This is a genomic window from Schaedlerella sp. (genome assembly GCF_056796775.1).
In genome coordinates this window covers 239,920-253,723 of the sequence record NZ_JBQIKP010000001.1, presented here as the reverse complement: position 1 = coordinate 253,723, position 13,804 = coordinate 239,920, and the positions used below count along the sequence as shown (strand labels likewise).

The window sequence follows — 13,804 nt, the reverse complement described above, 5'->3', positions numbered from 1 at the left end:
GAGATATGTTGTTTGTGGAAAAGCTTGGTATAAAACTTCGAGGATAGTCGGATTTTAGTAACGATTGATTCGAGTCTTTATTATCCGGGTTTTAGGTTATAAAAGAAAAGGAGAATTGATTATGAAAAAGAAAGTGATCGTAGCATGCGGCGGAGCAGTATCAACTACAACAATCGCGGCAAATAAAGTAGTGGAGCTTTGCAAAAAGAACGGGATCGACGTGGAGATCTGCCAGATCCGGATCTCGGAGATCGAATCCAACCTTTCCGGGGCAGTTCTGATCGTGCCTACCTCCAAGGTAAAGAGAGATTACGGAATCCCGGTGATCACAGGCATGCCCTTTATATCCGGAGTCGGTATGGTGAAGACAGAGGCAGCGATCCTGAAGGTGCTGCAGGGAGAGTAAAGTAGGAGGAAAAAAATACTGAAAGCAATTTCTGACGCGATCCAGTATGTGATTGATATGGGAGCATCTGTCATGCTGCCGATCGTGATCGCGGTGATCAGTGTATGTATTGGGGTAAAAGTAGGGAAGGCCATCCGCTCCGGCCTGATGATCGGTGTGGGGCGCTTTCAGTTGCGCTCTTCCGGAATTATGAACCGGAGAAATCGCTGCGCAGTGGGCGAAGGAATTTGTGGAAGCTACAGGGGTAGATTTTCTGGCCGTGGCGATCGGCACCGCCCACGGAGTCTATAAAGGGATTCCAAAGCTGGATGTGGAACGGCTCAGCGAGATCCGTAAAGTAGTCAGCATCCCACTTGTCCTGCACGGTACATCGGGAGTTCCTAACGAGGCGGTGAAGGAATGCATCCGCAGGGGGATCTGTAAGGTCAACTACGCGACAGACCTGCGGATCGCGTTTTCGAAGGGTGTGAAAAAAGTCCTGAAAGAAAATCCGGATACCTTTGACCCGAAGAAGTATAACGCGCAGGGACGGGAAGAGGTGAAAATGTATGTGATGGATAAAATGAAGGTCTGTGGAAGCGTTGGGAAGGCGTGATACGGCACGGGACGGACAGATCAATAAGTGACAAATGAACAAAAATCGTTTATAATAGGTAACTGTAACGTAAAATATTGACGGAAGCCTTAACTTTATATGCAGAGATGGTGAGGATATGGAAGATTTTATATGGGAAATTCAGGATTTCAGGCATTTAAACTGGTCTGATACAAAATTATCTCCGGGAACTCCCGGATGTTTTTTAAAAGCATATGAAGAACAAAACGGACAGAGATACTATTATAAATTGTCCAATTATGACAGCTACAGAGGTGTATTCGGGCACGAATGTATCAATGAACTCATTGTGTCAAGACTTTTGGAGATATTGCAGATACCGCATTTACATTACCAATTGCTGCATGCTCTGATCTGTATCGATGGAAAAGAAATGGATACGTATATAACCAGGTCAAAGAATTTCCGGAAAGAAGATGAACGGAAGATGCCATTTGAGGTCTTTTATGATCTGCACAGACAGCAAGCGGAGAGTCCGCTGGATTTTTTTATCAGGATGGGCTGGTCAGCCTATTTGTATCAAATCCTGACGATAGACTACTTGATCTGCAATCGGGACCGCCACGGAGCAAATATCGAGATCTTGATAGATGGAGAAGATCAGGCGCGTCCGGCACCGCTGTTTGACCAGGGAATTTCCCTGCTGTTTTCCTGCTACGGAAATATAGAAAGTATACGGAAATATGACATTCTGGAAGATAAGGCAGTGAATAACTTTATAGGCTCAAAGTCTTCGGAGTATAATCTCCGTTTTATCCCAAAGGGATTGCATTGGTTTGACGGGAGACTGCGGGAGCATGACAGAGAGAAGCTGTTAAGCGGTCTGGATGGCGTACTGCATGCGGAGCATCTGGAAAAAATCTGGAATATGTTATGGAAGAGGTGGGAAAGATATGTACAGATTTGCGGTGAAGAATAGATTTTATCATGATAAAACCGTTGCATATTTGTTATACGATGAGATGAAGAGGGAGTACCAGATTGAAATACCGGATGATGTAAAAAGTGTGGAAGCGCCTCTGATCATAGCAGATTTTATAAAAAAGGGACAGCGCCGGATCGGGAAAGAATGGAGCCTGCGCTGGGTAAAGCAGCGGGTGATCCCGCCGGAAAGACAGAATATCGGACAGATCCTCCGTGAGAACCATATGAAATATTATGATGAATTTCCATTGCTGCTCATGAATCAGGGAAGAAGCTGTCATGATGAGTGTTATCTTGTGGAGGTTACGGACAGTAATTAACGATCGATGTTTTTGATATAGAATAAAGTACGAAACAGTAAAAAGGCTTTTGGCGGTAAGAAATACCATCAAAAGCCTTTGCTTTAATAAGCGGGAAATCAACAACGCCGGGAAAACAACTTGAAAAACTTTTAAATCTTGTTATAATAGGAATTGCGCTAATCAGGAATATCGGAAAGAAGAAAGGATTTATTTTCATAGACAGGTTTTGAAAAAGGAGAGTCTTTATGAGTAAGCAGAATACATACGATGCGGACAGCATTGCGGTATTGGAGGGGCTGGAAGCGGTCAGGAAGCGGCCGGGCATGTATATCGGCAGTGTGTCCACCAAGGGACTGAACCATCTGATCTACGAGATTGTGGACAATGCGGTGGACGAACATCTGGCAGGCTTCTGCTCGGAGATTCATGTCACATTGGAAAGGGACGGTTCCGCCACGGTGGAGGATAACGGCCGGGGCGTGCCGGTGGGGATGCACCAGAAGGGAATCTCCGCCGCCCGTCTGGTCTATACCACGCTGCATGCGGGGGGAAAGTTTGACGATTCGGTCTATAAGACAAGCGGCGGTCTTCACGGAGTGGGTTCCTCCGTGGTCAATGCGCTGTCCAACCACATGGATGTCTGGATCAGCCGGGAGGGAGCTGTCCACCATGACCGATACGAGAAAGGAATCCCGGTGATCGAGCTGGAAGAGGGACTTCTTCCCATTGTGGGAAAGACGAGAAAGACCGGTACGAAGATCAATTTCCTGCCCGACGATACGATTTTTGAAAAGACCCGCTTCCGGGCGGAGGAAGTCAAGAGCAGGATGCACGAGACCGCCTATCTGAATCCCAGGCTTACCATCGTATTTGACGACAAACGTCCGGAATCGCCGGAGCATGTGGTATTTCATGAGCCGGACGGGATCATGGGATTTATCCGGGAACTGAATCAGAAAAAGGAAGCCTTGCATGATCCCATATATTTTAAAGGAGAGTCCGAGGGCATTGAGGTGGAGGTAGCATTGCAGTATGTCAATGAATTTCATGAAAATGTGCTGGGCTTCTGCAATAATATTTTCAACTCGGAGGGCGGCACACACCTGACCGGATTTAAGACGACCTTTACCACGGTGATGAACCAGTATGCGAGGGAGCTGGGGATCCTGAAGGAAAAGGACGCCAATTTTACCGGGGCGGATATCCGAAACGGCATGACGGCGATCGTATCCATCAAGCATCCGGATCCCCGGTTCGAGGGCCAGACCAAGACCAAGCTGGACAACCCGGATGCGGCAAAGGCGGCGGGAAAGGTGACCGGGGACGAGATTGTTCTGTATTTTGACCGGAACCTGGAGACCTTAAAGACCGTTCTGTCCAGCGCCGAGAAAGCGGCAAAGATCCGTAAGACCGAGGAAAAGGCCAAGACCAACCTGCTGACCAAGCAGAAGTATTCCTTTGACAGCAACGGAAAGCTGGCCAACTGTGAGAGCCGCGACCCGAAGAAATGTGAGATCTTTATCGTGGAGGGAGATTCCGCCGGCGGTTCCGCAAAGACCGCCCGGGACCGGAATTATCAGGCCATCCTGCCCATCCGTGGGAAAATATTGAACGTGGAGAAGGCCAGCATCGACAAAGTGCTTGCAAATGCGGAGATCAAGACCATGATCAATGCCTTTGGATGCGGATTTTCCGAAGGCTATGGAAATGACTTTGACATCACGAAGCTGCGCTATGACAAGATCATCATTATGGCCGATGCGGACGTGGACGGGGCACATATTTCCACGCTTCTGCTGACCTTGTTCTATCGGTTCATGCCGGAGCTGATCTACGAAGGCCACGTCTATATTGCCATGCCTCCGCTGTATAAGGCCATGCCGAAGAAGGGGGAGGAGGAATACCTCTACGACGATGCCGCGCTGGAACGGTATCGGAAGACCCATGACGGCGGATTTACCCTGCAGAGGTACAAAGGTCTTGGAGAGATGGATGCCCAGCAGCTCTGGGAAACCACACTGGATCCGGAGAACCGGCTCTTGAAGCTGGTGGAGATTGAGGACGCAAGAATGGCATCCGGTGTCACGGAGATGCTGATGGGAACGGAGGTACCGCCGAGACGGGCATTTATCTATGAAAATGCCACCGAGGCGGAGCTGGATATTTAATCGAAGTATGCTCACGGCCGATTTATCTGGCGCTTAGGGACAGTTCCATAGTATAACTGTTCAGAGCAGGATAGGAGAGAACTATGAGTAATGAACCACAGATCATCCGGACCGAGTATTCGGACCTGATGAAAAAATCATATATTGATTATGCCATGAGCGTGATCATTGCCAGGGCTCTGCCGGATGTCCGGGACGGGCTGAAGCCGGTCCAGCGCAGGACCCTCTATGACATGCATGAGCTGGGGATCCGGTATGACCGGCCCTATCGAAAATGCGCCCGTATCGTGGGAGATACCATGGGTAAATACCATCCCCATGGCGACAGTTCCATCTACGAAGCGCTGGTGGTGATGGCACAGGAATTTAAGAAGGGCATGATCCTTGTGGACGGCCACGGCAATTTTGGTTCCATTGAAGGAGACGGAGCTGCGGCCATGCGTTATACGGAGGCCCGGCTCTCAAAGTTTACCCAGGAGGCGTACCTGTCCGACTTGGATAAAAATGTGGTAGACTTTGGCCCCAATTTTGACGAGACAGAGAAGGAACCGCTGGTACTCCCGGTGCGTGTACCCAACCTTCTGATCAACGGCGCGGAGGGCATCGCGGTGGGAATGGCCACCAGCATTCCCACCCATAACCTGTGCGAGGTGATTGATGCGGTCAAGGCTTATATGAAGAATGACGAGATCAGCACCAAACAGCTCATGCGCTATGTAAAAGGACCGGATTTCCCTACCGGAGGGATCGTGGTGAACAAGGACGAACTGCTGAATATTTACGAGACCGGACAGGGGAAGATCAAGCTGCGGGGCAAGGTGGAGACCGAGGAGCTCAAAGGCGGCAAGAAACAGCTTGTTATCACGGAGATCCCCTACACCATGATCGGAAGCGGGATCGGAAAATTTCTCAATGATGTGGCCGGTCTTGTGGAGACGAAAAAGACGACGGATATCGTGGACATTTCCAACCAGTCTTCCAAGGAAGGCATTCGGATCGTGTTGGAGCTGAAAAAGGGCGCAGATGTCGAAAACCTGAAAAATATGCTCTACAAGAAGACCCGGCTGGAGGATACCTTCGGCGTCAATATGCTGGCCGTAGCGAATGGCAGGCCGGAGACACTAGGGCTGAAAGCGATCATTGAGCATCACGTGGATTTCCAGTTTGAACTGGCTACGAGAAAATATAAGACCCTCCTTGCCAAAGAGCTGGAGCGCAAGGAGATTCAGGAAGGGCTGATCAAGGCTTGTGATGTGATCGACCTGATCATCGAGATCCTTCGGGGAAGCAAGTCCGTGAAGGACGCGAGAAATTGTCTTGTCAACGGGGTCACCGACAACATCAAGTTTAAGTCCGGCATTTCCAAAAAGATGGCAGCCATGCTCCGGTTTACCGAGCGGCAGGCGACGGCGATCCTGGAAATGCGCCTGTACAAGCTGATCGGCCTGGAAATCGAGGCGCTGCAGAAGGAGCATGAGGAAACGCTGAAGCATATCGCGAGATATGAGGACATCCTGAATAACTATGATTCCATGGCCCAGGTGATCATGGATGAGCTGGACGCATTCCGGAAGGAGTACGGAAGGAAGCGGCGCACAGCCATTGAAAATGCGGAGGAAGCGGTATTTGAGGAGAAGAAGATCGAAGAGCAGGAAGTCGTATTTCTGATGGACCGCTTCGGCTATGCGAAAACCGTGGACGTATCCGTATATGAGCGGAACCGGGAGGCGGCGGACAGTGAGAACAAGTATATCATCCACTGCATGAATACCGGGAAGATCTGCATTTTCACAGATACGGGCAAGATGCACCAGATCAAGGTTCTGGATCTGCCTTATGGGAAATTCCGGGATAAGGGGACACCGATCGATAATGTGAGTAACTATGCCAGCGCAGAGGAGCAGATCGTGATGGTCTGCGATATGGAGCAGATGCGGTATGCGAAGTTGCTCTTTGCCACCAGGCAGGGGATGATCAAGCGTGTGGAAGGCGCGGAATTCCAGGTGGCGAAGCGCACGATCGCTGCTACGAAGCTCCAGGAGGAGGACGCGGTGATCTCTGTCCAGGTCGTGACGGAGAACCAGCATGCCGTGCTGCAGACGAAGGGCGGGTACTTCCTGCGGTTCCCGGCAGCCGAGATTCCGGAGAAGAAAAAAGGCGCCGTAGGCGTCCGGGGCATGAAGCTGCAGAAAAAGGATGAACTGGAAACGGTGTATCTGTTCGAGGAAGGGACGGAAGCGAAAGGAAAATTCGGAGAGAAGGAGATCATGCTGAACCGTCTGAAGGTGGCGAAGCGGGACGGAACCGGAACAAAGAGCCGGGGATAAGGAACAGCAGGAAAATAACCTGTGCAGATTGCGCTGGTTATTTCTTCGATCTGTACAATCAGACAAGCAAGATGCATAAGATATTTTCATACAGTTCCTAAGATTCTGCGCAATCAGAATAGAAGAAACAGAACATATCAGGCAATGTCTCAGGAAAGGGGCATTGCCTGATTTTTTTCCACGGGTTTGGATATGGTTTAGGCTGGTTTAGACATAAAGTTTAGGTAAAATGTACAAAAAATAGGAGTGTAAACGCAGCATAAACTGTCATATAATACAAAGCATAGAAAAGCAAGTGTGCCAATGTGACAAATTCGCAAAACAAGAATCATGAGACAACACTCGTGAAGCAGGTGAGTCAGATCGCAAGGAAGTACTCAGGAAGCAAGCGGGTCGGATTGGCAGGTAAAATCCACAGAAGAAAAAGGAAGGAGAACAACAAAATGAGTGAAGAAATGAAACAGGAACAGGGTTCCGAATCCAGAGAGCTTGGTACGAAACCGGTGGCTGGGCTGTTTGTGAAGTACAGTTTTCTTACATTAATCGGAATGCTGGCACAGGCGATCATGGTCATCCTGGAAGGTATCATTATAGGAAGAGGTCTGGGAGAGACAGGGCTTGCCTGCGTAGGACTGATCATGCCGTTGGAATATTTCATGCTTGCGCTGGGAGGCTTCTTTGCGATCGGTGTTTCCACACTGGCTGCCATGAAGCTGGGAGACGGCGATGAGCAGGGGGCAAGAAGAGTCTATGGACAGGGACTGTGGTTCAGCTTTATCGCCATTGTTGCCATTGCAGCTGTGATTTTTATTTTTGCCGGACCGATCGCGGGGCTTTTGGGAGCGACACCGGATCTGTTTGATTCCATCGTATTATTTATCCGTATATTTATGTTTGGATATCCTTTTTGCATCATCGGTCATATTGCGGTTTATATGGCGAGGGTAGATGAAAAGCCGAGCATCGCTACCTGGGCCATGACACTTTCCGCGATTTTAGCGCTGGTGTGGCTCTATGCGAGTGTATTTATCCTGAAACTGGGGATTGCGGGATGCGCAGGCTATTATGCGTCCTCCATCGGAATCTGGGGATTTTTTATTCTGTACTTTTTCTTCAGCAAGAATACCATTTTCAAGGTTCAGATGTCAGATCTGCATTTTGATAAAGAGATTATTGCAAATATCGTGAAGATCGGATTCCCGTATCTTCTGGTACAGGCATCCTCCACCGTATTTACCATCGTGCTTAATAACTTTCTGGGAAAATTCGGAGGGGAGCTGGACATCGCGGCATTTGCAGTCATCAACGGATACGTGGTCTACATTCTGATGATGATCACCCAGTCTACGACCGGAGGTTTACAGCCTATCGCAAGCTACAATTTCGGCGCAAAGCTTTATGACCGTGTCAAGGATTTGATCAAGGTAGGGATCGGCGGCAACCTGATTGCGGTCTATGTTCTGGCGATCGTATTCTGGCTTGCGGCAACACCGGTTTGCGCGCTGTTCATCGGGGCAGGCTCGGAGCTGATCCCGATTGCGGCAAAATATACAAGGATTGTGATTTCCTGTACCGCGCTGGGGCTGACGGCCAACCTGATGTCCGGGTATTTCCAGGCAGTAGAGAGTGTGGTAGAGTCTACCGTATTGGGAATCTGCCGTTATATCATTTTCGGGATCCCGGCCATCTTTATCATGGCAAATACGCTGGGGATTACCGGCGTCTGGTTCTCACAGCCGGTATCCGATATTCTGTCATTTGTATTGTCGCTGGTACTGGCGGCGATGGAGATCAAACGTCTGAAAAACATGAAGGCTGCGTAGAAAATGAATGAAAAGAGGAAGGAATACATATGGAAAAAGCAAAAATTGTAATTAAAGGAAACGCGATATTTGACGGAACAGGCGCAGAGCCTTTTGCAGGCGGAGTCGCAGTGGAAGGAAATCGGATTGCGGCTGTGGTAAAGGGAGACGAAATTGACGGATACATCGGACCGGATACCAGAGTGATCGACTGCGGCGACCGGCTGATCATGCCCGGCTTTAACGATGGACACACGCATATTACCCAGGGAGCATTTTTGGAGGATCCGGACTTTTCCTTCAGCTTGCTGGAATCCGGAAGCAGAGAGGATGCCATCCGGATGGCAAAGGAGTATGCGGACTGCCATCCGGATAACGAGTGGGTATTCGGCTATATGATGAATAACCTGATTTGGGAAGATCAGACACTTCCCACGTATCATGACATTGACCGGGTGATTTCGGACAGGCCGGTGGTACTTCAGATGGCGGACATGCATACCATCGTGGTCAATACCTGTGCCATTGAGAAGATCGGGATCACAAAGGAAACGGAAAGTCCGGCGGACGGCCTGATCGAGAAGGATGAAAAGGGAGAATTGACGGGACGGTTTTATGACGGCGCTTCGTTCATGTTTACAGATGAGATCTGCAGTCCTACGGACGAGGTTTATATGCAGATCTATGAGAACCTGTTCGACAAGATGAAGAAGCTGGGAATAACCAGCTGCAGTCTGGTGGCGCCTTACGGGGCTCATGACGACCCGCTTCCGTATTTTGAAAAAATGGAAGAGAAGGGGACGCTGACCTCCAGAGTGATGCTGTATCCGAATATTGCGGAATATGAGAAGGAAAGCTTTTCTGCTCTGCAGAAAAAATACTCGGATGGGAAGCTTAGGATTCAGGGATTAAAGCAGCTGATCGACGGTGTGACCAGTGTATTTACCGCATATCTTCTGGAGCCTTATAGAAACGACCCAAGTACCTGCGGTACGACCTCTGTGGACATGACGGAGTTTAGAAAACAGGCGCTGGAAGCGATCAAAGACGGAGTGGCGCTTCGGATCCACACCATCGGAGACCGGGCGGTCCGTGAGATGCTGGACATTTTTGAGGAGGGCGAAAGACTCTATGGAAAACAGAATCTCCGCCATGTGCAGGAGCACCTGGAGACCATACATCCGGAGGATATCCCGCGCTTTGCAAAGCTCGGCATCTGCGGATGCATGCAGCCCTGGCATATGCTCTTTGACCTGGAGGGCGGCGATAAGGGAAACGGATTGTACGGCGACAAGGAAGCCGCTGTGGGAAGCGAGCGGGCAAGGCATTCCTGGCCCATGCGTGAACTGCTGGACGCAGGAATGGTGCTTTCACTGGGAAGCGATTTTCCGGTAGTGGGCATTGAGCCCATGTGTGAGATCTACGGGGCAGTGACACGCCAGACCTTTGACGGCAAGCCGGAGGGCGGCTGGTATCCCGGGCAGCGGATCACGCTGGCGGAGGCATTGAAGGCTTACACCTGGGGATCGGCTTATGCGGAAGGCTGTGAACAGGATCTCGGTACGCTGGCGGAAGGAAAGCTGGCAGATATCATTGTTCTCGATCAGAACCTGTTTGCAGTGGAGCCGCAGAAGATTTTGGATACCAGGGTTGTGACGACCATCATGGATGGTGAAGTTGTGTACGAAGTATAAGATACAGAAAAATCGTATACTTAGATGAAAACAGGCGGTACCTCAGTGAGACAAGGAGGTGTCGCCTGCTTTTTATCCTTTGGACGCCTCCCATCGGGTAAAGGGCTATCGTCCGCTCCTATCCGATTACCGGGCGTTGGCGATCGATGAAGCCCACAAGCTCCCGGAAGCGGTGGGACAGATGTTCGGAAAATCCCTGTGCCATGACGATATTCAGGAAATCTGCTACATGCTGGAAAAGGAGCATCAGGGCATCCGCAGATCGCCTTTGCGACTTCCGTAAATACCTTCTGGGCTGGCTTTGCTCCGTTGCTTTTCATGTGTTTGTTCCTCATGGAAATTGTTACTTGTCCATTTGTCAGTTTGTGGTTACAGGTCACACCTTGGCCAGGCGTGCCCTGTAACTCAGGCCGTCATTTAAAATTGCCTACGGCAATGGACGGCCTGAATCCCAGCTTTTATGTGCATCCTCCTGACCAATCAGCGTAGTGATTGGTCAGTGTGTGACATGTAACAGTTTGTGACCTTAGTATACCTGCGTGTAAAAAGAAATTGTAAGAAGGTGGAATTTTGTGATATACTACTAAAGTGGCATGAATAGCTGGCTTTGAAAAATAAAATGGAAGGGAGAGAGCAATGGAATTATCCAATGCCCGGTGGCATAATTTCCAGGGCTTCCTGTTGGAGTTATTAAAAAAGGAGAACCGAATCATGGAACAGGACATTCAGATTAGAAAAGCCGCAGAATCAGACCTTGACAGTATCGAGAAGCTGTACGAAGATATCTGCGGCTATTTAGAAACGCATAAAAATTATCCGGGATGGCAAAAAGGGAGTTATCCAAGCCGCCGTGACGCAGAAAAAGGGCTAATGGCTGACGGGCTGTATATTGCCTGTATCGGCAGCAAAACTGCAGGAGCGATGATCTTAAAACACGAACCGGAGGAAGGATATAAAAACGGCAGATGGCTGACGGAGGATGATTATCAGCATATATATGTGATTTACACCCTTGCCGTCCACCCAGACTTCCTAAAGTGCGGGGTCGCCACAGAATTACTGATGTTTGCGGAACGTGCGGCACGCAGAGAACAGTGTATAAGCATCCGACTCGACGTTGTAAAAGATAACATTCCTGCAGAGCGGCTTTACCAAAAATGCGGATATCAGTTGGTCGGAACGGTCAGTCTGGGATACGAAGCGTACGGGCTTCCCTGGTTTCACCTTTACGAAAAAATATTGTAAAGGCGGCGTAAAGTTTTGGAAAAAAGTTACTGTGAAAAGCAAAAAAACAATACGGGAATTGGTTACAAGAGAGAGGTATGGACAATGAAATTAAAGAATGTTTTGATCGTTGTGAAAGAGATTGAAAAGTCAAGACAGTTCTATCATGACCTGTTCGGTCTTGATCTGCTGCTTGACAACGACGGCAATATGATTTTAACGGAAGGTCTTGTGCTACAGGATGAAAAAATCTGGAAACAGTTCCTGGGAAGGGATATTATTCCTGAAAATAACTCCTGCGAACTGTACTTTGAGGAAAAGGATATAGAAGCATTTGTCTGTAAGCTGGAAAAATTATATCCCTCGATTCAGTATGTTAACCGGCTGATGACGCATAGCTGGGGGCAGAAAGTCATTCGTTTTTATGATCCGGACGGGAATCTGATCGAAGTAGGGACGCCTATGCAGTAATTCGTTCTAAAAAGATCGCGAGCCGCAGATATAAATCCTCTGCTTCAGATCATGAACGGTAATCAGCGCTTTTAATTTTTACAATACGGTTACACCGGGTCAATTGAAAATTGCTCATGGCTATTATAAAATAAAGAAAAGTAACGGTCCGAAACGGCAGGCAAAGCTGGGGCAGTACGAAAGGATAAATAATCATGAGCGCGAAAAAGGACGGCAGAACATCCGGTAAAAATCAAGAGAAACAAAAAAACGTTTCCATCCAAAATAACGCTTCCAAACAGAAACGTATTTCCGGGCAGAAGCAAGTTTCGGAACGGAAATACGTTTCCGGGAAAAAGCGTACTTCCGGAAAAAAGCAGACTTCCAGACAGAAGAATAATTCCGGGCAGAAGCAGGCATTCAGACAGAAGCTGCTTGTGGCCGCTGCAGCGGTAATCGGCTGTCTGTGCATTGCGTATCTGTGTGTGTCGTTTTACTTTATGAAGCATTTCTTTCCAAATACGATCATCAACGGGCAGGATTTTTCCGGGCAGACGGCAGAAGCTGCGGAGGCGTTTTTCAAAGAAAAGACGGAAGGGTATTCGCTGACGGTCATAGCGAACGGAAGCGGGACAGAGACCATCCATGGCAGTGAGATTTCCCTGACCTGCAGGGAGGGCGGCGAGATCAAAGCGGTGCTGAAACAGCAGAATGCGTTCCAATGGCCGGTCAAATTGTGGGACAAAAAAGCATCGGAGGTTCGGATCGAGCTTTCCTATGACAGGGCGGCCCTGGAGAAACGGATTCAGTCTCTGGATGCGGTGACATCAGAGCAGATTCCGGCATCCTCCGCTTTTCCGAAATATGATGGAAATACATATGTCATTGAGCCGGAGTCCTACGGGACTGCCGTCAATATCCGCGCGGTGAAGGAATGCATCACCAATTCGGTACAGACGTTTGCCGCGGAAGTGGATTTGAAACAGGCAGACTGTTATGAGACACCGAAATATACCTCCCAGTCTGAGCAGGTAACGTCGGCATGTGAGACGCTGAATACTTATTGCGGGGCAAGCATTACCTACAATATGGATGTGCCTGTGGTGGTGGACAAAGCGCTGATCTCCGGCTGGCTGTCCGTGGACGGGGATATGAATGTGACCCTGAATGAGGCTGCTGTCCGGGAGTGGATGCGGGAATTTGGAAAACGTTATGATACGCTGGGAAGCTCACGAACATTTACCACACCTGTTGGAAAAACCGCGGAGGTCTCCGGAGGGACCTATGGGTGGTCGGTGGATGAGGACGGGGAAACCGCTCATTTGATCGAACATATCAAGAAGGGAGAGGTTCTTGCCAAAGAGCCGGCCTGGTGTCAGACCGCGGCGGCGCATGGGCCGCAGGACTGGGGCAGCACCTATATAGATGTGGATTTGTCGGCGCAGCACATGTGGTATGTTGTAAACGGCGGGATCGCGATGCAGTGCGACGTGGTGACCGGGGCTCCTGATGCAAGTAAGGTTACGCCTGCCGGGGTATATTACGTTTCGGAAAAACTGTCCCCAACCGTCCTGATCGGGGAGACTCAGGCGGACGGAAAGCCGGAATACGAACAGGAGGTGGACTATTGGATGCGGGTGACCCAGAGCGGAATCGGTTTCCACGACGCGGACTGGCAGCTGGCATTCGGCGGGGATCTGTATCTTTCCAGAGGATCTCACGGATGCATCAATATGTCCAAATACGACGCACAGACCCTGTATTCCATGATTGAATTGGGGGTGCCTGCAGTGATCCATTATTAAGGGCCTGCAGGAATGGTGTAATGTCAAGGTAAATGTGTAAGATTTTTATAGGCGGTCGTAATTGACCGCCTATTTCAGTATGAGTT

12 protein-coding genes and 1 pseudogene are annotated in these 13,804 nt (G+C 49.3%); all 13 read left to right on the top strand.

The annotated features are described in order from the left end of the window. The first annotated feature begins 121 nt into the window (after positions 1 to 121). The gene (gene gatB / locus ACTOY7_RS01085; RefSeq protein WP_482672256.1) at positions 122 to 406 is read left to right on the top strand and encodes a PTS galactitol transporter subunit IIB; all 285 of its coding nucleotides are present in this window, start codon (positions 122 to 124) and stop codon (positions 404 to 406) included. Between the two features lie 57 nt (positions 407 to 463). Further along, the gene (locus ACTOY7_RS01080; RefSeq protein WP_482672257.1) at positions 464 to 697 is read left to right on the top strand and encodes a hypothetical protein; all 234 of its coding nucleotides are present in this window, start codon (positions 464 to 466) and stop codon (positions 695 to 697) included. Next, positions 624 to 1,001 (top strand): annotated as a pseudogene (locus ACTOY7_RS01075) (class II fructose-bisphosphate aldolase); the annotation flags it as partial. The gene ACTOY7_RS01080 and the pseudogene ACTOY7_RS01075, both read left to right, overlap by 74 nt. A gap of 118 nt (positions 1,002 to 1,119) precedes the next feature. Beyond that, positions 1,120 to 1,941, top strand: a complete 822-nt coding sequence (locus ACTOY7_RS01070; protein ID WP_482672258.1) for a hypothetical protein — start codon at positions 1,120 to 1,122, stop codon at positions 1,939 to 1,941. Beyond that, positions 1,916 to 2,266, top strand: a complete 351-nt coding sequence (locus ACTOY7_RS01065; protein WP_160280350.1) for a hypothetical protein — start codon at positions 1,916 to 1,918, stop codon at positions 2,264 to 2,266. The genes ACTOY7_RS01070 and ACTOY7_RS01065 overlap by 26 nt, the downstream gene beginning before the upstream one ends. A gap of 227 nt (positions 2,267 to 2,493) precedes the next feature. Further along, a complete protein-coding gene (locus ACTOY7_RS01060; protein WP_160280349.1) occupies positions 2,494 to 4,416 on the top strand; it encodes a DNA gyrase/topoisomerase IV subunit B in 1,923 nt (640 codons plus the stop codon). A gap of 83 nt (positions 4,417 to 4,499) precedes the next feature. Beyond that, entirely contained in the window at positions 4,500 to 6,743 is a 2,244-nt protein-coding gene (locus ACTOY7_RS01055) for a DNA gyrase/topoisomerase IV subunit A (RefSeq protein WP_160280348.1), read from the top strand. A 443-nt stretch (positions 6,744 to 7,186) separates the two neighbouring features. Then, entirely contained in the window at positions 7,187 to 8,566 is a 1,380-nt protein-coding gene (locus ACTOY7_RS01050) for an MATE family efflux transporter (protein WP_160280347.1), read from the top strand. A gap of 29 nt (positions 8,567 to 8,595) precedes the next feature. Next, positions 8,596 to 10,239 carry an amidohydrolase gene (locus tag ACTOY7_RS01045; protein WP_482671867.1) on the top strand — a complete coding sequence of 548 codons (1,644 nt, stop codon included), beginning with the start codon at positions 8,596 to 8,598 and terminating at the stop codon, positions 10,237 to 10,239. Between the two features lie 58 nt (positions 10,240 to 10,297). Then, positions 10,298 to 10,522 carry a hypothetical protein gene (locus ACTOY7_RS01040; RefSeq protein ID WP_482671869.1) on the top strand — a complete coding sequence of 75 codons (225 nt, stop codon included), beginning with the start codon at positions 10,298 to 10,300 and terminating at the stop codon, positions 10,520 to 10,522. Positions 10,523 to 10,950: 428 nt separating this feature from the next. After that, positions 10,951 to 11,484 carry a GNAT family N-acetyltransferase gene (locus ACTOY7_RS01035; protein ID WP_160280344.1) on the top strand — a complete coding sequence of 178 codons (534 nt, stop codon included), beginning with the start codon at positions 10,951 to 10,953 and terminating at the stop codon, positions 11,482 to 11,484. Between the two features lie 84 nt (positions 11,485 to 11,568). Continuing rightward, positions 11,569 to 11,934, top strand: coding sequence for a VOC family protein (locus ACTOY7_RS01030; protein WP_160280343.1), 366 nt, complete (start codon positions 11,569 to 11,571; stop codon positions 11,932 to 11,934). 194 nt (positions 11,935 to 12,128) lie between these two features. Next, entirely contained in the window at positions 12,129 to 13,718 is a 1,590-nt protein-coding gene (locus ACTOY7_RS01025; RefSeq protein ID WP_394684203.1) for a L,D-transpeptidase family protein, read from the top strand. Positions 13,719 to 13,804 lie beyond the last annotated feature (86 nt).